Source organism: Pannonibacter sp. I15F10I1, assembly GCF_900185665.1.
In the GTDB taxonomy this organism is placed as follows: domain Bacteria; phylum Pseudomonadota; class Alphaproteobacteria; order Rhizobiales; family Stappiaceae; genus Pannonibacter; species Pannonibacter indicus.
Map to the genome: position 1 here is coordinate 58,871 of NZ_FYAN01000004.1, position 25,061 is coordinate 83,931.

21 protein-coding genes are annotated in these 25,061 nt (G+C 64.6%); 7 read left to right on the top strand and 14 right to left on the bottom strand.

The features are described from left to right. The first annotated feature begins 117 nt into the window (after nucleotides 1-117). Genes IF10I1_RS03290 through IF10I1_RS03305 form a run of 4 tightly spaced genes read left to right on the top strand, consistent with a single transcriptional unit; the run spans nucleotide 118 to nucleotide 7,033 of the window. Nucleotides 118-1,128 carry a MoxR family ATPase gene (locus tag IF10I1_RS03290; RefSeq protein WP_050474963.1) on the top strand — a complete coding sequence of 337 codons (1,011 nt, stop codon included), beginning with the start codon at nucleotides 118-120 and terminating at the stop codon, nucleotides 1,126-1,128. A 15-nt stretch (nucleotides 1,129-1,143) separates the two neighbouring features. Next, a complete protein-coding gene (locus tag IF10I1_RS03295; RefSeq protein WP_186391184.1) occupies nucleotides 1,144-2,085 on the top strand; it encodes a DUF58 domain-containing protein in 942 nt (313 codons plus the stop codon). 3 nt (nucleotides 2,086-2,088) lie between these two features. Further along, nucleotides 2,089-4,944 (top strand): DUF4159 domain-containing protein, encoded by a 2,856-nt coding sequence (locus IF10I1_RS03300; RefSeq protein ID WP_186391185.1) that lies wholly within the window; start codon nucleotides 2,089-2,091, stop codon nucleotides 4,942-4,944. Between the two features lie 13 nt (nucleotides 4,945-4,957). Continuing rightward, entirely contained in the window at nucleotides 4,958-7,033 is a 2,076-nt protein-coding gene (locus IF10I1_RS03305; RefSeq protein ID WP_186391186.1) for a hypothetical protein, read from the top strand. A 108-nt stretch (nucleotides 7,034-7,141) separates the two neighbouring features. Here the strand turns inward: IF10I1_RS03305 and IF10I1_RS03310 are convergent, their stop codons facing one another. The 3 genes from IF10I1_RS03310 to IF10I1_RS03320 all read right to left on the bottom strand — a co-directional run bounded on the left by IF10I1_RS03310 (nucleotide 7,142) and on the right by IF10I1_RS03320 (nucleotide 8,789). Then, nucleotides 7,142-7,447 carry a helix-turn-helix domain-containing protein gene (locus IF10I1_RS03310; RefSeq protein ID WP_050474960.1) on the bottom strand — a complete coding sequence of 102 codons (306 nt, stop codon included), beginning with the start codon at nucleotides 7,445-7,447 and terminating at the stop codon, nucleotides 7,142-7,144. A 96-nt stretch (nucleotides 7,448-7,543) separates the two neighbouring features. Next, complete coding sequence (locus tag IF10I1_RS03315) at nucleotides 7,544-8,038, bottom strand: GNAT family N-acetyltransferase (protein ID WP_019963908.1); 495 nt, start codon at nucleotides 8,036-8,038, stop codon at nucleotides 7,544-7,546. Between the two features lie 268 nt (nucleotides 8,039-8,306). Then, the gene (locus tag IF10I1_RS03320; RefSeq protein WP_208977564.1) at nucleotides 8,307-8,789 is read right to left on the bottom strand and encodes an NUDIX domain-containing protein; all 483 of its coding nucleotides are present in this window, start codon (nucleotides 8,787-8,789) and stop codon (nucleotides 8,307-8,309) included. A 476-nt stretch (nucleotides 8,790-9,265) separates the two neighbouring features. On the opposite strand from IF10I1_RS03320, the gene IF10I1_RS03325 reads away from it, so the two are divergent. Further along, nucleotides 9,266-10,192 (top strand): metallophosphoesterase, encoded by a 927-nt coding sequence (locus tag IF10I1_RS03325; RefSeq protein ID WP_186391187.1) that lies wholly within the window; start codon nucleotides 9,266-9,268, stop codon nucleotides 10,190-10,192. A 319-nt stretch (nucleotides 10,193-10,511) separates the two neighbouring features. On the opposite strand, the gene IF10I1_RS03330 is transcribed toward IF10I1_RS03325, so the two are convergent. Beyond that, nucleotides 10,512-11,105, bottom strand: a complete 594-nt coding sequence (locus IF10I1_RS03330) for a hypothetical protein (RefSeq protein WP_050474957.1) — start codon at nucleotides 11,103-11,105, stop codon at nucleotides 10,512-10,514. 197 nt (nucleotides 11,106-11,302) lie between these two features. On the opposite strand from IF10I1_RS03330, the gene mtnA reads away from it, so the two are divergent. Further along, nucleotides 11,303-12,403 carry an S-methyl-5-thioribose-1-phosphate isomerase gene (gene mtnA / locus IF10I1_RS03335; protein WP_186415650.1) on the top strand — a complete coding sequence of 367 codons (1,101 nt, stop codon included), beginning with the start codon at nucleotides 11,303-11,305 and terminating at the stop codon, nucleotides 12,401-12,403. 8 nt (nucleotides 12,404-12,411) lie between these two features. Here the strand turns inward: mtnA and IF10I1_RS03340 are convergent, their stop codons facing one another. Continuing rightward, complete coding sequence (locus IF10I1_RS03340; RefSeq protein WP_050475024.1) at nucleotides 12,412-13,032, bottom strand: GNAT family N-acetyltransferase; 621 nt, start codon at nucleotides 13,030-13,032, stop codon at nucleotides 12,412-12,414. A 230-nt stretch (nucleotides 13,033-13,262) separates the two neighbouring features. On the opposite strand from IF10I1_RS03340, the gene IF10I1_RS03345 reads away from it, so the two are divergent. Continuing rightward, entirely contained in the window at nucleotides 13,263-13,505 is a 243-nt protein-coding gene (locus IF10I1_RS03345; RefSeq protein ID WP_050474954.1) for a hypothetical protein, read from the top strand. A 43-nt stretch (nucleotides 13,506-13,548) separates the two neighbouring features. Here the strand turns inward: IF10I1_RS03345 and flhA are convergent, their stop codons facing one another. The 9 genes from flhA to IF10I1_RS03390 form a co-directional block, all read right to left on the bottom strand. Further along, nucleotides 13,549-15,705, bottom strand: coding sequence for a flagellar biosynthesis protein FlhA (gene flhA, locus IF10I1_RS03350; protein ID WP_050474953.1), 2,157 nt, complete (start codon nucleotides 15,703-15,705; stop codon nucleotides 13,549-13,551). A 28-nt stretch (nucleotides 15,706-15,733) separates the two neighbouring features. Further along, complete coding sequence (locus tag IF10I1_RS03355; RefSeq protein WP_050474951.1) at nucleotides 15,734-17,089, bottom strand: sigma-54-dependent Fis family transcriptional regulator; 1,356 nt, start codon at nucleotides 17,087-17,089, stop codon at nucleotides 15,734-15,736. A gap of 19 nt (nucleotides 17,090-17,108) precedes the next feature. Further along, entirely contained in the window at nucleotides 17,109-17,447 is a 339-nt protein-coding gene (gene fliN / locus IF10I1_RS03360) for a flagellar motor switch protein FliN (RefSeq protein ID WP_050474949.1), read from the bottom strand. Next, nucleotides 17,444-18,148 (bottom strand): FliH/SctL family protein, encoded by a 705-nt coding sequence (locus IF10I1_RS03365; protein WP_186391189.1) that lies wholly within the window; start codon nucleotides 18,146-18,148, stop codon nucleotides 17,444-17,446. The genes fliN and IF10I1_RS03365 overlap by 4 nt, the downstream gene beginning before the upstream one ends. A gap of 26 nt (nucleotides 18,149-18,174) precedes the next feature. Further along, the gene (gene fliG, locus IF10I1_RS03370) at nucleotides 18,175-19,224 is read right to left on the bottom strand and encodes a flagellar motor switch protein FliG (protein WP_186391190.1); all 1,050 of its coding nucleotides are present in this window, start codon (nucleotides 19,222-19,224) and stop codon (nucleotides 18,175-18,177) included. Between the two features lie 3 nt (nucleotides 19,225-19,227). Then, on the bottom strand, nucleotides 19,228-20,844 hold the full coding sequence (gene fliF, locus IF10I1_RS03375; RefSeq protein ID WP_186391191.1) for a flagellar basal-body MS-ring/collar protein FliF: 1,617 nt from the start codon (nucleotides 20,842-20,844) through the stop codon (nucleotides 19,228-19,230). 458 nt (nucleotides 20,845-21,302) lie between these two features. Beyond that, nucleotides 21,303-21,578 (bottom strand): DUF1153 domain-containing protein, encoded by a 276-nt coding sequence (locus IF10I1_RS03380; RefSeq protein ID WP_019963894.1) that lies wholly within the window; start codon nucleotides 21,576-21,578, stop codon nucleotides 21,303-21,305. 413 nt (nucleotides 21,579-21,991) lie between these two features. Next, complete coding sequence (locus IF10I1_RS03385; RefSeq protein WP_186424361.1) at nucleotides 21,992-22,654, bottom strand: flagellar hook assembly protein FlgD; 663 nt, start codon at nucleotides 22,652-22,654, stop codon at nucleotides 21,992-21,994. Between the two features lie 54 nt (nucleotides 22,655-22,708). Continuing rightward, entirely contained in the window at nucleotides 22,709-24,856 is a 2,148-nt protein-coding gene (locus IF10I1_RS03390) for a flagellar hook-length control protein FliK (RefSeq protein ID WP_186424362.1), read from the bottom strand. Nucleotides 24,857-25,061: the final 205 nt, after the last annotated feature.

The window sequence follows — 25,061 nt, forward strand, 5'->3', positions numbered from 1 at the left end:
GCAGCAGCGATCTGCCTGCCGCATCAGGCCGCCGCAAGGATGGCCGGTATATGAAAGACGGAACGCCCTCCCTTTCCCGCCGGGCAAGGACACGGACAACGGCTTGAAGAGGTTTCCATGAGCGCAATCACCACCACGCCCGCCAGCTCCGTCAACATTGTTGAGCAGGCCGAAAAGGCCGTCGCCCGCATTGGTGCGGCGCGCGCCGATGTGGCCCGGGTGATCTTCGGCCAGGAAGCCGTGGTGGACCGCGCGCTCGTCACCATTCTCGCCGGCGGCCACGGGCTGCTGGTCGGCGTGCCCGGCCTTGCCAAGACCAAGCTGGTGGAAACGCTGGGCACGGTGCTTGGCCTCAACGCCCGGCGCATCCAGTTCACCCCCGACCTGATGCCCTCCGACATTCTCGGCGCGGAAGTGATGGAACAGGCCGCCGATGGCACGCGCGGCTTCCGCTTCATCCCCGGCCCGGTTTTCGCCCAGCTGCTGATGGCCGACGAAATCAACCGCGCCAGCCCGCGCACCCAGTCTGCCCTGCTGCAGGCCATGCAGGAATATCACGTGACGGTGGCCGGCCAGCCGCATGATCTGCCGCGCCCCTTCCACGTGCTTGCCACCCAAAACCCGCTGGAGCAGGAAGGTACCTATCCCCTGCCGGAAGCCCAGCTGGACCGCTTCCTGATGCAGATCGACGTGCATTACCCGACGCTGGAAGCCGAGCGCCGCATCCTGCTGGAAACGACCGGCTCCGCCGAGGCCAAGCCCACCGCCGTTCTGAACGGGGAAGAATTGATCGCCCTGCAGGCGCTGGTGCGCCAGATGCCGGTGGGCGAAAGCGTGGTCGATGCCATCCTGAAGCTGGTCCGCTCCGCCCGCCCGGCAGAACAGGGTGAAGGCGATGATCTGTCCCGGCTGATCGCCTGGGGCCCCGGCCCGCGCGCCAGTCAGGCGCTGATGCTGACCGTGCGCGCCCGCGCCCTGATCGAGGGCCGCCTTGCGCCTTCCATTGATGATGTGCTGGCACTGGCCGAACCGGTGCTGCAGCATCGCATGGCGCTGACCTTTGCCGCCCGCGCCGATGGCCACACCGTGCGCGAGGTGATTTCCCGCCTCAAGACCCGTATCGGCTGAGCCGGGAGGACCTGAATGGCAGGCACCAGCACGGCACCGGCAGCAGACACATCACAGACCAGCGGGCTGGGGCCGGGCATGCTCGCCTCCGCCCGCACCGTGGCCGAAGCCTTGCCCGAGCTGCTCGTGGAAGCGCGCCAGGTGAGCAATACGGTTGCCACCGGCTGGCATGGCCGCCGCCGTGCAGGTCCGGGCGAAACCTTCTGGCAGTTCCGCCCCTTTTCCATGGGTGAGCCCGCGCGCCGCATCGACTGGCGCCGCTCCGCCCGTGACGAGCATCTTTATGTGCGCGAACGCGAATGGGAGGCGGCCCACACCGTCTGGCTCTGGGCCGACCTGTCGCCCTCCATGAATTTCGGCTCGAAGCTTGCTCCGGTGGTCAAGCGTGACCGGGCACTGGTGCTGATGCTGGCTCTCGCCAGCATGCTCTCCGGCAGCGGCGAGCGTGTCGGCCTGCCCGGCCTCACCCGCCCCCTCACCAGCCGCGATGCACCGGAACGCATGGCAGCAACCCTTGCCCACGCCCCCCGCACCGATGCCCTGCCGGACACCACCGCCGTGCGCCGCTTCTCCGATGTGGTGCTGATCGCCGATTTCCTTGACCCCATTGCATCAATCACCGAATGGGTGGGCCGTGTGGCCTCGACCGGCGCACGCGGGCACCTGGTGCAGATCCTCGATCCCATCGAGGAGAGCTTTCCCTTCGACGGGCGTGTGGAATTCCGCGATCCCGAAGGCGGGCTGCGGCTGACCACGGGCCGGGCCGAAGGCTGGCGCGAGGCCTATCAGGCGCGGCTTGCCGCCCGCAAGGCGCAGCTGCGAGAGATTGCCGGGCGTGCCGGGTGGAGCCACATTCTGCACCACACCGACAGGCCCGCCACCGAGCCGCTGCTGGCGCTGCATGGCCGCCTGTCCGGCCAGCCGGGCGTGATGGCCTCCGGCATGGGAGGGCGGTGATCCATGTTCGGCCTTCCCATCGGCTTTGCCTCACCGCTGATCCTCTCCGCCCTCGCCCTGCTGCCGGTGATCTGGTGGCTGCTGCGGCTCACCCCGCCGCGCCCGCGTGAGGTCACCTTCCCGCCCACCCGGCTGCTGCTGGAGATCGAGAAGCACGAGGAAACCCCGCAGAAGAGCCCCTGGTGGCTGACCGCGCTGCGTCTGCTGCTCGCCGCCCTGCTGATTTTCGCCCTCGCCGGCCCGGTCTGGCGTCCCGCAGAACGGTTGGCGCTTGAGGGCGGGCCGCTGCTGCTGGTCATCGACAATGGCTGGACCTCCGCCCGGGACTGGGAGCGGCAGACCGCCACGGCGCAGCAAATCCTTGATACGGCGACGGAATCCGGCACGCCGGTGATGCTGCTCGCCACCGCCGAAGGCCCCAGTCAGACGCTCACGCCCTCCACCGCGGCTGCCGCAGGTGAGCGGCTGCGGGCGCTGGAGCCCCGCGCCTACGCCCACCAGCGCGCTGAACTGATCACCGCCCTGCGCAAGGCCCTGCAGGACAATCCGGTCGAGCAGGCAGTGTGGATCTCGGACGGGCTGGAAGATGACGCGCCGGGTGCTTTCCAGCGCGACCTCGGGTCAATGCTGGGAGCCAAACCGCTCACCGTCTACACCGGCCTCAGGACCCCCATGGGCCTTGCAGGCCTCAGCAGCAATGCCGACGCGCTGACCGTGACCGTGATCCGCAAGCCCGGCGAAGGCCCGGCAACCGTGCGCGTGCGTGCCGCCGACATGCGCGGCCTGACGATTGGCGAGACGGATGCCGCCTTTGCGGATGGCGCGACGGAGACAACGGCCTCCTTCTCCCTGCCGAGCGAATTGCGCAATGACATTGCCCGGCTGGAAGTCAGCGGCGAACGCGCTTCGGGCGCAGTCAAGCTGCTGGATGACAGCTGGCGGCGGCGCACGGTTGCGCTGATTTCCGGTGCGGGTGCCGACCAGTCGCAGCCGCTGCTCTCGCCGCTCTACTACCTGCAGCGCGCCCTTGCGCCCTTTGCCGATCTCAAGACGCCGCGCACGGCAGACCTCAGCGAAGCCATTCCGGATCTGCTCGCCGAAGGCGTCTCGGTGGTGATGCTGGCCGATGTCGGCCGCCTGCCGGACAATGCCGCCGCCGAGCTTGGCCGCTGGGTGGAAGGCGGCGGGCTGCTGGTGCGCTTTGCCGGGCCCAGAACCGCAGGCGGCACGGATGGCCTGCTGCCGGTGCGCCTGCGCGCCGGAGACCGCACGCTGGGCGGAAGCCTCTCCTGGGAGCAGCCGCAGAAGCTGGCGCCCTTCCCGCAGCAGTCGCCCTTTGCCGGGCTCACGATCCCTGAAGAGGTGGAAGTGACGCGGCAGGTGCTGGCCGAGCCCACCGCCGATCTGCCGGACCACAGCTGGGCCATGCTCAGCGACGGCACGCCGCTGGTCACCGCCCAGTCGCGCGGCACCGGCGCCATCGTGCTGTTCCACGTCACGGCCGACACCGGCTGGTCCAACCTGCCGCTCTCCGGCGTCTATGTGGAGATGCTGCGGCGGATCGTGGCCCTGTCCAACCCGGCAGCCGCAGCGCCCTCTGCAGAAGCGGAAGAAACCGGCACCAGCGCCGCGCTTGAAACCGACACCGCCGTGCGCAACGTTCTGCCGCCGCTGCGCCTGCTGGATGGCTATGGCGTTCTCTCCAGCCCGCGTGCCGATGTCTCCCCCATTGCCGTGGCCGACTTTGCCCGCACGAAAGCCAGCCGCGCCACGCCGCCGGGCCTTTATGGCGCAGATGACGGCTTCCGGGCGCTCAACCTTCTGGATCAGGGGGCCAAGCTCGTGCCGCTCGACATGTCCCTCTCCCCCAACGCGGAACCTCGCCCCTATGCGGACAGCGAACCGGCGGACCTGCGGGCGCCGCTGTTCCTTTCCGCCTTCGGCCTGATGGCACTGGACGCACTGATCGTGCTGCTGCTGGCCGGTCTCATCAGCCGCCTGCGCCTGCGCCGGATGGTCCGCACGGCAGGCGCGCTGCTGCTGGGTCCCGCCCTCGCCCTTTCGCTTGTGGCACAGCCGTCACCGGCCGGGGCGCAGGACAGCGCTGACGATGTAAAGGCGCTGGAAGCAACGCTGGAAACACGGCTCGCCTATGTGGTGACCGGCAATGCAGAAATTGATGCGGCATCCGCTGCCGGGCTGGAAGGCCTGTCGCGCTATCTTGCCGACCGGACCGCACTGGAGCCCGGCACGCCGATGGCCGTCGATATTTCCAGGGACGAGCTGGCCTTCTACGCCCTGCTCTACTGGCCGGTCGATCCTTCCACTGCCAAGCCCGATGAGCGCACGATGGCGCGGATCGACAGTTTCATGCGCAATGGCGGCAGCATCCTGTTCGACACGCGCGACAATCTGGCGAGTTCCGCCAGCGGCTTCGGCACGACGCCAGCGACGGCCAAGCTGCGCGAGATCCTTGATGGCCTCGACGTGCCTCCGCTCGAGCCCGTGCCCTTCGACCACGTGCTGACCAAGACCTTCTTCCTGCTGGAAACCTTCCCCGGCCGCTATGCCACAAGCCCGCTCTGGGTGGAGGCCAGCGAAGACGCCCCGGCAGATGACGGGCGCCCGGTGCGTGCGGGCGACGGCGTTTCGCCCATCCTCATCACCGGCAATGACATGGCCGCCGCCTGGGCCGTGGATGCCAATGGCACCTATCTTTACCCCACCGTGCCGGATGATCCGCTGCAGCGCGAATATGCCTTCCGCGCCGGGGTCAACATCGTCATGTACAGCCTGACCGGCAACTACAAGGCCGATCAGGTGCACGTTCCGGCGCTGCTGGAACGGCTGGGACAGTGAGGGGAACGCGGCGATGAACTGGTCCCTTTCCTTTGCTCCCTTCCTGCCCTGGCCGGTGCTGGGCGGCGCTGCCGTGCTGGTGCTGGGCTTCCTGGTGGCAGGCCTTCTGATGCGGGTGCGCGGCACATGGCTGCGAGCACTGGCGATGGCGCTCGCTCTTGCCGCCCTCACCAATCCGGCACTGGACCGGGAAGACCGGGAGCCGCTTTCAAGCGTCGTTGCGCTGGTGGTGGACAAGAGCCAGAGCCAGGCTTTGGAAAACCGCGCAGAGGTCACAGATCAGGCCGCCCGCGAACTGGAAGAGCGGCTGGCCGCCCTCCCCGGCTTCGAGCTGCGCCGCATCGAGGTCAATCCCGGCACGCAGGATGACGGCACGGCGCTGTTCAGCGCCCTTTCCGGCGGCCTTTCGGATGTGCCGCCCGACCGGGTGGCCGGGGCCATCATGATCACCGATGGTCAGGTGCACGACATTCCCGCCACGGCCGATGCGCTCGGCTTCAAGGCGCCACTGCATGCGCTGGTGACCGGACGGCCCGATGAGGGCGACCGGCGGCTGGCGCTGGTCCGCGCCCCGCGCTTCGGCCTTGTCGGCTCCGAACAGACCGTCCGCGTGGAAGTGCGCGACACGGGCGCGCTGGAAGGTGCCGGACAGCCGGCCACCATCCGCGTGCGCCGCGACGGGCAGCCCTTGGCCGAACTGCGGGTGCAGCCCGGCCAGACGGCTGACATTCCCGTGCAGATCACCCATGGCGGGCAGAACATCTTTGAATTCGAGACGGATACGCTTTCCGGCGAACTGACGCCTGTGAACAACCGGCTCGTGGTGACCGTTGACGGCATCCGCGAGAATCTGCGCGTGCTGCTGGTTTCCGGTTCCCCCCATGCCGGAGAGCGCACCTGGCGCAACCTGCTGAAATCCGATGCCTCGGTCGATCTCGTCCATTTCACCATCCTGCGCCCGCCGGAGAAGCAGGATGGCACGCCGGTCAACGAGCTGTCGCTGATCGCCTTTCCGGTGCGCGAGCTGTTCTCCGAAAAGATCGACGAATTCGACCTGATCATCTTCGACCGCTACGTGAACCGTGGCGTGCTGCCGATGCTCTATTTCGACAACATCGCCCGCTATGTGCAGGCAGGCGGCGCGCTGCTGATCGCCGGCGGTCCCGATTATGCGGAAGCGGCCACCATCTACCGCACGCCCATGGCCCCGGTCCTGCCGGCGCGGCCCACCGGCAACGTCATTGAAGGCCCGTTCTATCCGGAGGTTTCCGAGCTTGGCAGCCGTCACCCGGTGACCCGTGGCCTGCCCGGCGCCGGCACCGAGCCGCCGCAGTGGAGCCGCTGGTTCCGCGCTGTCGAGGCGGAAGTCGATGCGGGCGAACAGCTGATGACCGGCCCGAGCGATCTGCCGCTGCTGGTCCTCAGCCGTCAGGGCGAGGGCCGCGTGGCGACGCTGCTGTCCGACCACGTCTGGCTCTGGGCGCGCGGTTATGAAGGCGGCGGCCCCTATGTGCCGCTGCTGCGCCGCCTCGGTCACTGGCTGATGAAGGAGCCGGATCTGGAGGAAGAGGCGCTGCGCCTCTCCCTGCGCGGCCCGATGCTGCGGATCGAACGTCAAACACTTGGCGAAAGCGTTTCCCCCGTCACGCTGACGGACCCATCCGGCGCGCAGCAGCAGCTTGAGCTGGCGCAGGAAGAGCCTGGCCTGTGGACCAGCGGCCAGCGTGTCACCGGCCTTGGGCTCTACACCGTCACGGATGGCGAGCGCACTGCCCTCATCCACGTCGGACCGCAGAACCCGCGCGAGTTTGCCGATGTCATCTCCACGACGGCCAAACTCGCGCCCCTTGCTTCCCAGACAGGCGGCACGGCGGTGCGGCTGGCGGATGCGGGCGGCGACGTAAACCTGCCGCGCATCGTGCCCATGAACCGGGCCGACGGCTTCTCCGGCAGCGGCTGGATGGGGCTGAAGACATCCGAGGCAAGCGTGCTGAAGGGGATCGACCGCTACCCGGTCTTCAACGGCCTCTTCGGCCTCGCCCTTCTCCTCGGCGCCCTGTCCCTCGCCTGGTACCGCGAAGGCAGGTAAGGGGCTTGATACCAAGGCTTTAGATGCTGATGCATCACGCCTTGAAATTGCTCAGGCGCCACACAGGCTTATCCAACTCTCGATGAGCTTCACTCACCGGGAGTTGGCTTACGTCAGACTGAAGGTCAGCTTGCGGCCGACGGCGGCAGCGGCCTTCAGCAAGGTGTCGAGCTGCACCCTGTCATTCGACGGATCAAGGATACGCTCCAGCTGCGAGGCACTGGTGCGCATCCGGCGGGCCATCTCGGACTTGGTGATCTTCTGTGTCTTCATGGCGTGCAGAAGCTGGAGCGCCAGCGTGCGCTTGATTGCAACCGCCGTCACCTCTTCCAGCAGACCGTCTTCTTCGAGCAGACTGTTGAGGCTTGAACCTACATGCAGATCGAGCGCTGCACCGCTTTCAGATACCGTCATGATCTGAACTCTCCTGTTCAGCCAGCCGCTGCGGCAAGTCCGCGCGTGCTGTCTGTCTATCAAGATGAAAAGAGAAGCCCCTCACCGGGGCAGCGCTTACCTGCCGCCGCGCACTGCGCCGGAGGGCATGGGAGCATCTGTCAGGCAAGCCACCAGCAGGCGGGCCGGATCGACCGGTCCCGGCAGGGTGATCTGCCCGAAGGGCACCGGGGCAAAGCCGAGCGGGCCGTAATAGGGAGGATCGCCCACCAGCAGCACTGCCGTTTCACCCAGCCGCCGGGCTTCATCCAGCGCCGTGCGCAGCAGCAGCTTGCCAAGGCCCCGGTTCTTGTACTCGGGCGCAACGGTGAGCGGCCCCAGCAGCATGGCGGGCGTTTCGCCAATGCGGATCGGCGTCAGCCGCACGGACCCGGCGATGGACCCGTCAGCAGTGCCGACATAGCTCAGATCCGCGGAATGGGGCACGCCCTCGCGGATGCGGAAGGCCGTCCGGGCGAAACGCCCCGGACCAAAGGCTTCGGCTTGCAGGGCTTCAACGGCGGCCTCGTCGGAGGGCGCTTCAAGACGGACGAACCAGTTCTCAGTCTTCATGGCAGATGACATCTCAGGTGCATGGTATGGCGTTCTGGCGCCCTGCCCTGAAGATGCCAACGGACGGACCGGTCAGCAGCCAGATACAAGACGCGCGCGTGCGATCGGGAAAAAGTCCCGTGCGCTCCGTCGTCGTCGCTGTTCGTGGCTCGAAATCATCGTGTCTCGTCCCGTCTCCGGCGCAACTGCAGCCGGAATGGATCGCGAGTATCATGAAGCTAGCGGGGTGGTCCAGCAGTTTTTGCAAGAGCTGCCGGGAGCTGCCGGCTCACCAGTAGGCGCTGGGATGCAGCCGCCCGGAAATCTCGTCCACACGCCGCTGAGTCGCCCCGGTTATGTCCACCGGCAGCGCATTGGGCGAAAAGAACCGCGCTTCCTGGATTTCCTTGTTGGGGACGGGTGAGGAGACAGGCGGCTGCCAGACAGGGATCTCGAACAGGGCCACGTGGTCGCGGCTGGAGCCCTCACGGTTGTGATAAATCCCGAGCAGGTGCGGTTCAGCCTGGGCCACGATCCCGGTCTCCTCGAAGACCTCACGCACGGCCGCCTGCTGCAAGGTTTCGCCCACATCCACACTGCCCCCCGGCAGATACCAGCCGGGCAGATAGGTGTGCTTGACCAGCAGCACATAGCCATTGGCATCGCGGATGACCACGCGGACGCCGAGCGTATGAGCACTGCGGAAAAGATTGGCGGAATGGATGACGCGGCGCAGCAGAACTGGCGGCAAAATACGCAGAACCTTGTACATGCGCGGCAGTATGCTGAACATTGTGGTCAGGGCAAGCCCTTCCCGGAAAACGCGGTAAAAACCTGTTCACCTGTCATGCAGGAAACGCAGGGCAGCCCGCCACTTCCATGAGTTGTGCGCCCGCGAAGAGTGACTATATTCAGGTCATTCCGATGAAGAAATAGGCAGCCACTTGCGCAATGTCTGTGCGAGGCTCCCGCCGGAAAACCAGATGAGACCGACATGTTTACCGCCCTGTTCGCGCGCCGCACTCGCAACCGCCGCTTCGCATGGAAGCCCGCAGTTGACATGAGCAACCCGCGCATCCGCGCTGCTCTGACCACCTTCGCTGCCAACTGATACTGGCAATCTGGACGCTGCGCAGCAGGCCCTTTCAGCGGCCCGGACGCGGCACAGACCTGAAGCGAAGCCGCCGAAAGCGCCCCACCGGGGCGCTTTTTGCTTGACGGGTCAAGGCACACGGGGGAAGGAAAGGCATGTTCCGTCTTGCCCATCTTTCCGATCCGCACCTCGGCCCACTCCCCGAGCCAGAGCTGCTGCAGCTCCTGTCCAAGCGTATTCTTGGCTATGTGAACTGGCGGCGGAACCGGAACAAGGCCATGGGCGGCGGCTATCTGGCTGGCCTTGTCGAAGACATGCTGGCCGGGGCGCCCGATCACATTGCCCTGACCGGTGATCTCGTCAACATCGCCCTCCCCCTGGAAATCGAAGCCGCAAAAGTCTGGCTGGATGCGGTGGCGCCGCCGGAGTTGATGTCGCTGGTGCCGGGCAATCACGATGCCTATGTGCCGGGCGCGCTGAAGGCCGCCTTCAAGGCCTGGCGCCCTTACATGACCGGTGACCATCCCGCAGAACCAGACGACCGCAACAGCATCAAGGCACATTTCCCGTATTTGCGCCGCCGCGGGCAACTGGCCCTTATCGGTGTCTCGACCGCCCGCGCCAGCGCACCGGGCCTTGCCACCGGCCGCATCGGCGTGCCGCAGTCGCGCCGGCTGCAGGAGATGCTGGAGGAAACGGGCAAAGAAGGCCTGTTCCGTGTGGTGATGATTCACCACCCCCCGTTCAAGGGTGCCACACGCTGGCACAAGCGCCTGGAGGATGCCTCGCGCCTGCGCGCCGCCGTCAAGCGCAGCGGGGCAGAACTCGTGCTGCATGGCCACACCCATATCGACAGCCTGACCTCCATTGACGGCCTGAACGGCCCGGTCCCGGTCATTGGCGTGCCATCCGCCAGCCACGCTCCCGGCGGCCGCCATCCCGGCGCCCGCTACAATCTCTTCAGCATCACCCGGGAAAACGGCAGCTGGCGCTGCCTCATGCAGGAACGCGGCTTTCTGCACGCCGGCGAAGGCATCAGCACGATAGCAGAGCGGGAAATCGCGATTCCGGCGGGGCGGTAGTGCCGCCTTCAGACTGCGGACAAACCTGCGGCCTCTCCATCAGCCGGGCACGGCGCCTGCATGTGGTTTTGCCCCGCCCTTCAACCTCACTCAGGCGGTCGCCCCGGACGAGAGCGAAGCGGAGATCCGGGGACCACTCGTTTCCAGAGCGGTAAAAACGAGACCCGGAAAAGCTGCTTGCACGAGAAAAAATCACGCCTCTGGACCGCACCGGACAATGGCTGCTCTCTGCGAACGAGTGGGCCCCGGCTCGCGCTCCGCTTGGCCGGGGCGACGCCCCTGCGCAAAACTGGCCCCAGTCACAGCAGCAGACCGCCCCTCACAGCATCGGATAGGCAAACCAGGCGAAGGCGATCAGGCCTGCGGCTCCGGCGAGAGATCCCACGAGGAACGACAAGGCAACAGGCGCCCAGACGGATGCACCGGCAGGACGGGCTGAATTGCCTGCGATCGCTGCCTTCATGCGCTTGTCGAGCCAGTCGCCTTCCAGCGCCCGCTCCCGCTCGATGATGCGTTCCGCGATATATTCCGTCACGCAGTCCGCCATGTCGTCGATATCGGCCGTCTCCAGAATGACGAGACGTCCGAGACGAGTGTCCTTCAGGAAGCGGTAGGTCTTCAGGTCGCCGGCAACAACGATATGGCTCGTCACATCGATCCAGAGGCGCGGCGTCGAGCCTGGAATGATCTGGAAGGAAAACTGGTCGTCATCCTCCGGAACTTCCTTGAAGACATCCTGCAGTTCCTCGGCCAGCATCTTCAGGCGGACACGTTCGGTGTCCTGCAGATCGATGACCACATCGGCCCGCTCGGCCTCGCCAAGGCGCACCTTGCGCAGGGTTTCGCGCAGGCTGCGGACCTTGGAATGGGGCACCACGGTCGCGGCCGGTCTTGTGGTCTTCTGATCTGCCATGTGTTGTCCCGAGTCGTTTGCTGCTTTTGCCTTAAGCGGACTTTTACGGATCAGCGCCCTACTGGAAACCGGGGCAACCGGCCGGGAACCGCTCTTCCACTGGCAATGTCGCAGCTGTGGTTAACAAGTATTAATATATTCAGGTCCGCACGGCCAGACGCCGCGCTGCAAAAAACCGGAACAGCAGGATTTCACCCATGAAAGTCAATGGCATCCCCTACCGGACCATCTGGCGGAGCAAATCCGGCAAGAGTGTAACCATTCTGGACCAGACCATGTTCCCGCATGCGTTCGAAACGCGGGAACTCACCAGCGTGACGGAGGCCGCCGAAGCGATTCGCACCATGCGCGTGCGCGGCGCTCCCCTCATCGGCGCAACGGCCGCCTATGGCATGTGGCTGGCGATGCAGGCAGATCCGGGCGATGCGTCACTCGACGGGGCCGCCTCCATGCTGGTCGATACGCGGCCGACGGCCGTCAACCTCGCCTGGGCGGTTGATATCTCCCGCCGGTCTCTCATCCATCTGGCGCCGGAGTTGCGCGCCGAGAAGGCCCTGCAGGTGGCCGAGCGGATCTGCGACGAGGATGTGGCCACCAACATGGCCATCGGCCTGCATGGGCTGGACCTGATCAAGACGGCGCTCGCCCGTAAAAGCTTCGGCGAACCGGTGAACATCCTCACCCATTGCAATGCCGGCTGGCTGGCGACGGTGGACTGGGGCACGGCAACAGCCCCCATCTACATGGCGCATGATGCGGGCATTCCCGTCCATGTCTGGGTGGACGAAACCCGCCCGCGCAATCAGGGCGCCTTTCTCACCGCCTGGGAGCTGGGCAAGCATGGCGTGCCGCACACCGTCATCTGCGACAATGCAGGCGGACACCTGATGCAGCACGGCGCCGTGGACATGGTGATCGTCGGCAGCGACCGGACCACGGCCAATGGAGATGTCTGCAACAAGATCGGCACCTATCTGAAGGCGCTGGCAGCGAAGGACTGCAATGTGCCCTTTTACGTCGCCCTGCCCTCCTCCACCCTCGATTTCTCCATCAGCAACGGCCTGACGGGCATTCCCATCGAGGAACGGGATGGCAGAGAAGTGTCCACCATCGCAGGGCTTGCACTCGACGGCACCATCCGCCGCGTCTCCATCGTGGCGGAAGGCTCCGAAGTTGCAAATCCCGCCTTTGACGTTACGCCGGCGCGCCTGGTGACGGGGCTCATCACCGAGCGCGGCGTGATCGAAGCCTCGCGCCCGGCACTGGCCGCCGCCTTCTCTGACAAGATCCGGCACTGAAGCCGGCGTCAGTCCGCCAGGCGCCCCAGCACCGGCACATGCGGAGCGGCGGTTTCGGGCAGGTGACCGGCAAGACGCGGATCATCAATCACCTCAACCGCCCGCTTGTACGGCCGGAAGCCGCTCGCCTGATAGAAGCCCAGCGCCACCGGGCTGTCGCCGGTGCAGGTGTGGACGAAGAAGCGCTTCGTCTGCGGCCGCGACCAGGCGCGCCACAGCGCTTCCTGCATCAGCCAGCGGCCAAGCCCCTGCCCCGTGACCTCCCGCGTCAGCCCGAAGAAGGACAGTTCAACGTCCTGCGGATCGGCAAAGTCCAGTTCCAGCAGCCCGGCATCCACCCCGTCCTTGCGGACAATCCAGACCTCACGCGAGGGTTCGCAGAGAATTGCGGCCAGCTTCTCGCGCGGCATGATGAGCCGGGAGAACCAGAGCCATTCCTCGCCCACCTTGCGGAAGAGCTTGAGGAAACCATCCAGATCGGCCGCCTGAAACCGCTCCAGCGACACACCGGCAGGCGCCTTTGGTGCGGCGAGCCCTGCAGGCGCTCCGGTCATCTCCAGAAAGGTGACCACCAGCGCGATCTTGCTTTCGGGCAGGTCGGTGTAGCCGTTCATGTTGAGTGGGGTCATCAGAAGGTCCTTGTCGCGGCAGGCATCATGGCCCCCCGTGCCAGCTGGTGCAGCGCTGCATCAGCCGGCACGGGGGAGAGAAGCGGCATGGTGTCGGGGAAAAACGAGCCGGATGCAAGACCTGCCTGCGCTCTGTTCGCAGCTGTCATAACGGTATTGTGAAAGGACGGAAATCAGGCAATTCGCGGCAGGTTTACCTTTCGTTAACCATATGCGCCAAGACTGTTCCCATGTCTAAGATCGGAAACAACCCCAACCGCAACGACAAAAAGCCCAGTCTCAAAGACTACAATGACGCATGGGCAACAGTGCGCAGGCGCGCCGTTCAACGGACAATCAATCTCAACGCCCAGCTCAATCAGGCCTTCTTTGAGATCAACACCGGTGTCGTGCAGCAACAGGCGTCCAACGCCATTCGCGGCAACAACGTCAGCGCTGCCACAGCCATGTCACGGCTGAATATTCTGGTGTGATGACACGCACAAAGCCGGAGACTTTCACCTCTCCGGCTTTGCATCAGATTGACCCGACTGTCTTCAGCTTCGCCCGGGGATGAACCTCGTTCTGGCTCATCACCGTTGTATGCGCCCGGAAGCGTTCAACGATGGAACGCACAAAGGGCCGTGTCTGCGGTGAGGTCAGCAGAACCGGGACCTCGCCCTGGGTGGCCGCCTGCTCAAAGGCATCACGCACGAGGGTCACGAACTCCTGCAGCTTCGAGGGCTGCATGGCGAGCTGACGGTCTTCACCTTCCCCGACGATCGCTTCCAGGAACGACTGCTCCCACCGCGGGCTCAGCGCAATCAGCGGCAGATAGCCGCCGGGCGCCATGTTGGCCGCGCAGAGCTGGCGCGCCAGACGGCTGCGCACGTGCTCGGCAATCGTGTTGGTGTTGCGGGTAAAGCCAACCGCCTCCGCAATGCCTTCCAGAATGGTGCCCAGATCGCGCACGGAAACACGCTCGCCCAGCAGGGTCTGCAGCACGCGCTGCACGCCCGACACGTTGATCTGCGACGGGATGAGATCGTCCACCAGCTTGGCCTGATCGCCCTTCATCTCCTTCAGAAGCTTCTGCACATCGGCATAGGTCAGCAGTTCCGCCACATTGCCCTTGATCGTCTCGGTCAGATGGGTCGAGAGCACGGTTGCCGGATCCACCACCGTATAGCCGCGCAGCGAGGCATCCTCACGGTAGGCAGCCTCCACCCAGGTGGCTGGCAGACCAAAGGTCGGTTCGATCGTGTGCGTGCCCGGCAGCTTCACCTGACCACCGGCCGGATCCATGACCATGTAGCGGTTGGGATAGAGCGAGCCCTTGCCCGCATCCACTTCCTTGACCTTGATGACATAATCATTCGCGCCGAGCTGAATGTTGTCGAGGATGCGCACGGGCGGCATGATGATGCCCATGTCCGCCGCAATCTGACGGCGCAGAGCCTTGATCTGCTCGGTCAGCTGATCGCCGCCGCCGGTTTCCTTGCCATTGATCAGGGGCAGCAGGGCGTAGCCCAGCTCGATACGCAGCTCATCCATCTTGAGGGCATCGGTGATCGGCGGCTCCGGAGGCGGCTTCGGCGCTTCCTCGATCACCTTCTTCGCGACTTCCGCCGCCGCTTTCTGCTGTTTCACATTTCCGGTCTTGAAGGCCAGCCAGCCAGCTAGCGCCGCCAGCGAGACGAAGGGGATCATCGGCATGCCCGGCAGGAAGGCCAGCGTCAGCATGACGGCAGAGGACATGCCCAGCGCCTTCGGATAGCCGGTAAACTGGGCCACCATGGCCTTGTCGGCCGAACCGACCACACCCGCCTTGGACACCAGAATACCGGCAGCGGTCGAGACGATCAGCGCCGGGATCTGCGATACCAGCCCGTCGCCCACCGTCAGCAGGGTGTAGTTCTGCGCAGCCTCGCCGAAACTCAGCTTCATCTGCGCCACGCCGATGATGATCCCGGCAATCACGTTGATGAAGGTGATCAGCAGACCGGCGATCGCATCACCGCGCACGAATTTGGACGCACCGTCCATGGCACCGAAGAAGGTGGATTCTTCTTCCAGCTGCTTGCGGCGGCGGCGGGCCTCGCCCTCGTCGATCAGACCGGCCGACAGGTCGGCATCGATCGCCATCTGCTTGCCGGGCATGGCATCCAGGGTGAAACGCGCCGCCACTTCCGCGATACGGCCCGAACCCTTGGTGATGACGATGAAGTTCACGATCACCAGAATGGCAAAGACGATGATGCCGATGACGAAATTGCCGCCCATCACGAAGTTGCCGAAGGACTGAATCACATGTCCGGCCGCAGCTGTGCCCTCATGGCCGTTGGCGAGGATCAGGCGCGTTGAGGCAAGGTTGAGCGCCAGCCGCAGCATGGTGGCGATCAGCAGAACCGTCGGAAAGGACGAGAATTCCAGCGGCTGCTGGATAAACAGGCCGGTCATCAGGATCATCACCGAAAAGATGATCGAGATGGCCAGGAACATGTCCAGCATGACCGAGGGCATCGGCACGATGAGCAGGACGAGAATGACCATCACGCCGATGGCAAGGCCCAGATCGCCCTGCCTCAGCGCACGCCAGATATCGCCCATACTCGGCATCGCGGCGCCAGTCCCCGGTCCGCGCCCTCCGGGCGGCGGCGGCGTGCCGGTGCCATTTGCTGATGCTTCACTCATGCAGCGTCCTCAAAAATCTGCAAGCGCCTCAAACCCGCGCTTCGCCCGGTCCTGGCACATGGATGCCCTCATCCGTGTACTGGTTCAGCTTGTTGCGCAGGGTCCGGATCGAAATGCCGAGGATCTTGGCCGCGTGGGTGCGGTTTCCAAGGCAGTGGTCCAGCGTATCGAGAATGAGATCCCGCTCCACATCGGCGACCGTCCGCCCGACGAGCGAGCGGTTGACGGCCTCGGCCGCCTGCGCTGCCCGCTCCACCGGCCCGCGCGGTGCCGAAGCCAGCGGTGTCCCGTCGGGCATGCGGATCGCATCAACCCCGATTTCCGGCCCGATGGCGAGCAGCACCGCGCGGTGAATGGTGTTTTCCAGCTCGCGCACATTGCCCGGCCAGGGGCTGGTGGTCAGCGCCCGGCGCGCATCCGGGCTGATGGGCCGCACCGGGGCACCGTTCACCTGCGCATAATGGCGGGCGAAATAGTCGGCGAGTTCCAGAATGTCAGCCGGGCGCTGGCGCAGCGGCGGCAGCTTCAGGTTCACCACATTCAGGCGGAAGAGCAGATCCTCACGGAAGGTCCCCTGCCGCACGCTTTCCGCCAGATCCCGGTTCGACGTGGCGATGATACGGATATCCACCGGCACAGGCCGTGTGCCACCCACCCGGTCGATCACCCGCTCCTGAATGGCGCGCAGAAGCTTGGCCTGCAGGCGCACGTCCATTTCGGAAATCTCGTCCAGCAGCAGCGTGCCACCATCGGCTTCCTCGAACTTGCCGACACGGCGGGCAACGGCCCCGGTGAAGGCGCCCTTCTCATGGCCGAAGAGTTCGGATTCCAGCAGATGCTCGGGGATTGCCGCACAGTTGATGGAGATGAACGGCTTGCCCGAACGCGAAGAGCTGCGGTGCACGTGGCGGGCAATGACTTCCTTGCCCGTGCCGGATTCGCCGGTAATCAGGATCGAAGCATCGGAAGGAGCCACCTGTTCAGCCAGCTTCACCACGGCAGCCATGGCTTCGTCGCGGTAGATCAGGTCGCCGCGCTCTTCCGAAACGGCAGACAGAACCGCCGCGATCATATCCGGATCAGGCGGCAACGGGATATATTCCTTGGCGCCGGCCCGGATGGCCGCCACAGCCGCGCGGGCATCCGTATCCGTGCCGCAGGCAACGATCGGCACATGAATGCGCTCGTCCGTCAGCCGTGCAATCAGCGAGCCGATATCCAGTTTCACCTCGACCATCAGCAGATCGGCGCCACGGCCGGAGCGCAGCACCTTCAGCGCCCCCTCGATGTCATCCGCATGGGTGACCTGAGCGCCGCGCTGCATCGCGATTTTCGAGGCTGTCGTAAGCTGGCCGCCAAGCGTCCCAACAATCAGCAAGCGCATCTTCGTCTCCTGCCCGCTCTCAGCGGTCGGTCTTGATAATCTCGGTCATGGTCACGCCCAGCTTGTTCTCGACCACCACGACTTCCCCGCGGGCGACCAGCCGGTCATTCACATAGATATCGATGGCCTCGCCGACCTTGCGGTCCAGTTCCAGCACCGTTCCAGATGCCAGCTTCAACAAGTCCGCAACATGCATCTTGGAATGGCCCAGCACGGCCGAGATGCGCACCGGCACATCGAAAACAGCTTCCAGATCGGCGGCCGATGAAGCGTGGCCGATGTCGCCCCGGTCTTCCCGGCGCCGGCCTGGGCTTTCAAGTTCATCCAGCGGAATTCCGCCATCACCTGTGTTGCTCATGCCTCAGTCTCCCCGGTTGCGGCTGTCTCACGCGCCTGAGGCCGCGCACGGGCAGCAGCCTTGGCCTGGAAATAGCCGCGAATGATCTGGTCAATCTGTTTCTCAATGGCCTTTCGGTCCCGCAGGATGCCGCCATCGGCCCATTCAATCCGGCAATCGCCGCGCTCGACCTCGGGTTCTCCGAGGATGACGAGACGCCCCTCGAACCCCTTTTCCTCAATCAGCGGATCCATACGCTTCTTCAACGCATCGACATCCTTGGCCGCCACGCGGATGACCAGATGCGGAGCTTCCCGCAAGGGGCCGAGACATTCGGACACCAGCGCCACGATCTCTCCCAGCGGGCTGCGCGCGATCAGATGCGCGCAAAGCCGCCGCGCGACGAGAAAGGCGAGTGAAATCGCGTCCCGCTCGATCTCTTCCCGGAAGCCATCGATTTCGTCGAAAACCTGCTGAGCCACACTCACAAGACGGGCCGCCTCATCCGCAAGGCGGCGCTCCTCGCCGGCACGCGCCTCTTCCATGCCTTCAGCCCGGCCCTTGCTGCGTGCATCGGCAATGGCGGCCGCCAGCAGAGCTTCATGCTGGGCAACCGGCATCATCGGCACGACCGGCTCCTGCGGCAATTCGGCGGCCGGAGCCTCCGGAGCCGCAAAGTCCGTGCTGAACAGGAATTTCGACGGTGTCGTGAAGCGTGACATGCTTCCGCTCTAGACCTCGCTTGTCATCAGTAGATGATCTCGTCGTCGCTCTTCGACTTCGCGATCATGATTTCGCCGCGCGCAGCCAGATCCTTTGCTGTCGCAACCATGGCGGATTGGGCCTCATCCACATCGCGCAGGCGCACCGGCCCAAGAGCTTCCATGTCATCCCGGAGCATTTTTGCCGCCCGCGAGGACATGTTGGAGAAGAAGAAGTCGCGCACCTGATCGGTAGACCCCTTCAGCGCGATGGTCAGACGGTCCTTCTCCACGTTGCGTAGCAGGGTCTGGCAGCTGGCCGCATCGAGCTTCATCAGATCGTCGAAGGTGAACATCAGGTTCTTGATGCGCTCCGCCGATTCCCGGTTCTCTTCTTCAAGCGCCGCGAGGAAGCGGGCTTCGGTCTGCCGGTCGAAGTTGTTGAAGATATCCGCCATCATCTCATGGCTGTCACGGCGGCTGGTGTTGGTCAGGTTCGACATGAACTCCTTGCGAAGCGTCAGCTCGACCTTCTCCAGAACCTCCTTCTGGACCGCCTCCATGCGCAGCATGCGGTTGATCACCTCAAGCGCCAGATCTTCCGGCAGGATCGACAGCACCCGCGCGGCATGGTCCGAGTTGATCTTGGACAGCACCACGGCAACGGTCTGCGGGTATTCGTTCTTCAGATAGTTGGCGAGAACGTTCTCCTGCACGTTGGAGAGCTTTTCCCACATGTTGCGGCCGGCAGGACCACGGATTTCCTCCATGATCACCGACACCTTGTCCTGCGGCAGGAAGGCCGCCAGCAGGCGCTCGGTTGCATCCACGTTACCCATCAGAGAACCGCGCGAACTCAGGCGGCGCACGAAATCGGCAAAGAGCTCCTGCAGCATGTTCGGCGTGACAGGCCCCAGCTTGGCCATGGCCGCAGAAATCTGGCGCACCTCGATCTCGTCGAGACGGGCCCAGATCTGCCGTCCATGGACTTCGCCAAGGGCCAGCATGAGAACCGCAGCACGCTCGGCCCCCTTGAGCTCCCGCTCAATGCCGTCGTCACTGACGGTCAGCTGGTTCTGCAATTGACTTTGCGCCATGAGTTACGCTGCCTCTTCCAGCCAGCCGCGCACGATCGTGACGGCTTCAGACGGATAATCCTCGATCATTGCGCCCACCTTGGCGATGGACGAGGCCTGCATGGCACCTTCACGCTTGGCCTCTTCAAGCCATTCGATGACCACACCATCATCCTCGTCGTCCTGCTGCTGCGGCAGTTCGCTCTCCGCCACCAGCGTGCCATCCGGCGCAATGACCAGTTCCTGGGGCTGCTTTTCGTCCGGCGTCACAATGCGGCGCAGAAGCGGGCGCACCACGAAGAGGAGCAGCAGCAGCGCGATCAGCATCAGCACGCCCAGCTCGGCAAAGCGCATGATGTCATCGCGGGTGAAGTCGAACATGCTGGTTGATGCAGGCTCGAAGTCAGCTTCCGGCGCCTGGGCAAAGCGCAGATTGACGACCTCGACCACGTCACCGCGGGCAGCGTCGAAGCCCACGGCCGAGCGGACCAGCACGGCGATCCGGTCGAGCACTTCCTGCGTGCGCGGCTCATACTGGAGCACACCATCCGCATTCGGCGTGTAGACGCCGTCCACCAGAACAGCGACCGACAGCCGCTTGATGCTGCCCGCCTCGACCACTTCGGTCCGGGTCGCCTTGGAAATCTCGTAGTTGACGATTTCCTCGTTGAGGTTCGACGCTTCGACATCGCCGGTCCCCGCCCCGCCCTGATCCGCATTCGGGAGCTGGTTCCCGACAGTCACGGCATTCTGGCCAGCTCCGCGGGAGCTCGCTTCTTCCTTGGTCTGGGTCGAACGTACGACCTGACCCTCGGGATCAAAGCGCTCCTGCGTTTCCGTGACACGGTTATGATCGATCTGAGCGGCGACACGCACGCGGGCCCGCCCCGGCCCGACGACACTGTTGAGGATTTCCTCCACCTGATTGCGCAGCCGGTGCTCCACCTCGAAGGTGCGCTCCTGCAGCTGGGTGGAGAGCATCGCCTGCGCATTGTCGTCCGAACTGGAGGCCAGCAGCCGCCCGGCGTCATCGACGATGGAGACGCGTTCCGGCGTCAGTCCGTCGACAGCCGCAGCCACCAGATGCTGGATGGCCCGGATCTCGCCTGCCCCAAGCGAACCGCGGACCTTGACGGCGATTGAGGCCGAAGGCGGACGGGCATCACGCTGAAACAGCTGGCGTTCAGGGATCACGAGATGAACACGGGCGGAGACGATGCGGTCGATGGAGCGGATCGTGCGGGCCAGTTCCCCTTCCATCGCGCGCAGGTGATTGATGTTCTGGATGAAGCTGGTGGCGCCCAGCGTATCCGAACGGTCGAAGATCTCATAACCGATGGAACCGCCGGTCGGCAGGCCGTTCTCGGCAAGCCGCATGCGGACCCGGGCGATCTGCTCCTGCGGGATCATGATCGTCGACCCTTCGCGCCGCAGCTCGAAGGGAATCGCCTGCTGCTCCAGCGAGTTGATGATGGCCGACGAATCCTCCAGCGACAGGTCCGAATAGAGCTGTGCCATCTGCGGTGCCGTCACCCGCAGAATGATGAAGGCGAAAACACCAATGAGGATCGCCGCAACCGCCCCCATGGCGGCCACGCGCGCTGCACCCAGTGTTCTGATGAATTCGATCAATCCGTTCACGTTTGCCCGCTCGCGTTCGTTGGCCCTACCCGGCAGTTGAGGGAATCACGGCCCACTCTGACCCGAACCCCATTGTCCGATAGGCAAAATTTGCCCGCCAGAAGGTAAACAAGTTATTAACGAGTATTGACGTCAGCCGGAAAACCGGCGGAATTCCGCCACCAATTATTACCGCCATCGCTTGCAAATAGCGAAATTCTGCCGGTTTCTGTTAATCAGTGGGTAACTTTTGACGAGGCGGGCCATCTGGAGCGCGCCAGCTGAATCCGCTTCTAGCGGCCGGCAGCAGCATCGCGCCACCGGGAATCAGCGTCAGACCGGTTTGACCACAGATGGTTGCGGCCCCGCCTCCGCTGCCGGTCCGGGCAAGGGCAAAAACAGAAAGGCCGGCCCCTTTCGAGGCCGGCCAGTTTTTTGGAGGTACAGACCGTGCGTGCGGCAAGCCGCGCGCCGAACCGTCAGTTTCTATACTGCTGGATTCGGGTCGCTCTCAGACCCGCCAGCCCATGGCGCTCAATCGAGCTCTGCCATGACAGGAACTCTTCGACCGTCAGCGTGTAACGCTGGCAAGCCTCTTCCAGAGAAAGGAGTCCGCCGCGCACTGCTGCAACGACTTCGGCCTTACGCCGGATGACCCACCGCTTTGTACTAGGCGGCGGCAGATCGGCGATGGTGAGGGGGCTTCCATCCGGCCCAATCACATATTTCACACGCGAACGAATTTGCTCGGTCATTTTACTCTCACACAAACCATGACCAGGTCTTGAAGAGAGAATAGACAGCGGAGTTTAAAATTTACCTAAGCGCCCGGTTACATTGTATTAACTATGAAATTGCGATTTCTTGAGGTGGTGCTTAAGAAAGCACTTCAAAATAGTTCGCCTTTGTTTAGCCAAATTGAGAATTTGTTTACCATACGGTAATCTGTGGGCCACCCCTGCCCTCCCCGCTCTCTCTGACGGCAAACAAAAAAGCGCAGGAGAAAACTCCCGCGCTTCATATCAACACAGATTGCGCCTGCCCCCCCCGGAGCAGCCCGGTCCTGCAGCAAGGCTCCGGGATGCTGATGCATCATGCCCTTGAACTTACTCAGGCACCGCATGGGCTTGCGCTGCTGCCGATGCGCCATACCCATCGGCAGCTGGTCTTAACTCGCCTTGGAAACCGACGTGACAGAGCTGACCGGAATCGAGACGCCGCCAATCTCGAGATAGGGCGTGCCGCTCGACAGGTCGACACGGTCAACCTTGCCGGAGATCTGCGTGGTCGGCGTCACCTTGTTGCCTGCAGCATTGGTGAGCTGGAACGAGGCCGTGTAGGCACCATCAGGCAGGTTGACGCCGGTCGAGGTCTTTCCGTCCCAGACAAACGTGTTGTTGCCTCTCGAGAAGTCCACCTTGCCCTCGTAAACCTTGGCACCGGCGGAGTTCCGGATCTCGACGAGGCCCGTTGCAGCCTCGGAAACATTGGCCTTCCAGGAAGCTTCTCCGCCTGCCAGCACCGTGCTGGCACCGGAAGCAGTCACCTGCGCGCCAAGATAATTCACATAGGACGATGCCTGCCCCGCCTGCATCATGGTGAGCAGGCTCTCAAGATGCTGGTTGCTCTTGATGGCCTGTTCAACGCTGGAATATTGCACCAGCTGCTGGGTGTATTGCGAGGCATCCAGAGGCTCGAGCGGGTCCTGATTCTTGATCTGCGTGGTCAGCAGCGTCAGGAACAGGTCATAGCTGCCGAGCAGGGTCTGCTTGCTGGCTGCGCTGGAGCCCTGGGCCGCAGCAGCTGCGTTGTTCGTGGAAACCGTCGCCATTCTCTTCACTCCTGACACCGGCGGCCTTCAGCCAAGCCGGAGTTTGCACGCATACTAGATCCGGATATCGACGCCGCTGCGCCCGTTCTGGCGGTAAAGCTGCACCACGCGTTCGCTGATGCCGCGCTCTGCTGCCTGCCCGTCCTGTCCCTGCTGCTGATCCTGACGGCCGGACTGGCCGGAGCCATTGCCCTGCCCGTCCCCGGAGAAGGCAAACTGGCGGCCATTGCCTTCATCGCGCAGCGAAAACTGCAGGCCGCCCTGCTCGGCCTTCAGACCGATCTGTTCCAGCGCCCGTTCCAGGCCTTTCTGGTCGCGCATGAACATGTCCAGCGTTTCGGACTTGTCGACGATCAGATGGGCCTCGACTTCACCACCGGCCTTGACCCTCATATGCACCTCGATCCGGCCCAGCTCAGGCGGATCAAGCCGCATCTGGAAGCGGCTCTGCCCGGCGCGGGACTGCAGCTGGATCTGACCGGCGATCTGGCTGGCGGCAGCCTGGGCCTGCGCCTGCGTGGGCACTTGCCCGGAGACGGAGGCCTGCGAAGCGCTCGTGGCCGTTTGACCGTCAGCCCGGCCAAAGCCGGTAAAGTCCATCCGTCCGGCGCGGGCGTCCAGCGCCACCACCGGGTCGGTTCCCTTGTCCGCCTCGTCTCCATCCGGCGCAGCAGCATTTGCTGCAGCCTGACCCGCATTCACGGCAGCAGAAGCCCCCGCCAGATCAGCCGCCTGCGTGCCTTTCGTGGCCACAGGCTGTGTCACCGGCTTTTCAGACGAAGCCTCTCCTGCAGAGGCATACCGGCTGCCGGCGCCGTCCTTGTCCGCAGCCTGCTTCTGGGCCGCGAGCTGCATGGCCTCGTCAGCCTGGGCGGCCTGTTCCGCGGTTCCGGTAACAGCTGCCTCGGTCAGGCTGGCCGCAACAGAACCGGTCACTGAGGTGGCAACAGCCTGCTGGGCCACGACTTCCGGCCGGGCAGCGGGAGCACCGGCAACATCATCCGCACTGGCGGCGATGGCAAAGCGCAGTGTCTCCACCCCATCCGGCTGAGCATCAACCACAGGGGCAGATGCCGCTGCCAGCGGCTGAGACGGGGCGCTCTCAGCGGCCAGAGGCACGCCAGCTGCAGAAACCGGCTGCTGACGCACCAGCGGCTCAATCTGAGACTGAAGCTGAGGCGCGGCTGCCTGCTGCTGAGACTGAGACTGAGATTGGGCATCAGCCGAAGCAGCGGAGCCTGCCTTGGCGGCGGCTTCTGCCTGGGCGGCACTTGCAGAGCGAGCAAGCGCGGCCAGAACGTCCGGCTCCAGAGCTTCAGCCTCGTCCGGGGTCAGCCCAGCTGCGGCAAGCGCCGTTTCAAGACCGGCGCCAGCCTGCGGCAAGGCCGCTGTCAGTTGCGGCAAGACCTGAGGCGCGGCACCCGAAGCGGGAGCAGATGCTGAATCGGCAAAGGCAGGAGCTGCAGGAACACCCGGCTGCGCAACCACAGGCGCCTTGCCAGCGTCAGCGGAGGGCATATCCCCGCCAGCCGGCGCAAAGGGCGCGGACAGGGAGGCATCAACCTGCGGCTGGGTCATGCCGGGCGCGGCAGGCTGCGGCTGTCCGCCCGGCTGCGGCAGATCCGGCAAAGCCGGAGTGATGCTGCCGCGCAGGCCATCCACGCCATTCAGCGCCCCATCCTGAAGGCCATTCTGCACGGGAGCAGAGACAACCGGCTGCGGCGCCGGCAGAGGGGCAGGCATGACGAATGCCACCACCATTGCAGCCGCTTCAGCACCGTCTTCGCCATCCAGGCCCGGCGCATCCACAACCGGCAGCCCATCAGGTGCAGTTTCACCGGCCGCAGTGCCGGGAACCTGGGACGGCAGCTCACCGGGAGCTGCAACCGGCACCTGAGGCAGGGGCACAGGCAGCGCCGCATCCGCATCAATGGCCACCGGCTCCACCACGGCGCCGGGCTGCAGCACCTGCAGGCCCTGCGCATCAATGGCCTTCTGCACCGGAAGGCTGCCGGAAGCAGACGCATTCACCGGCGCAGGCTGCGCAGCCGGAAGCGGCGTTCCAGCGTCTTCCAGGCCCGCATTTGCCAGAACACCGGCGAAGACACCCTCCGCCGCCTGACCGCCAGCCAAAGGCCCGGCGCTTGCCCCAGCAGGCGCGCCCATGCCACCAAGATCGATCCGAAGCTGAAATGCCTGCACGGCAACCCTCGACGCTTGCCCACAAGGGGCGGATTTGTCCTTGCCAGTCAAAAGCAAGGACGGGGCCAGTTTCAGCACCCGCAAATTGTTGTTTTGAATCAAGAAAATGCCAGCCAAGAGCCATTTTCGCAGCGCGGCCAACCCGGCAAATCTTGCCCGGCGCGGCAAGGCTTGCCCGGTCACTTGCACCTTTTGCCGGGCCGAT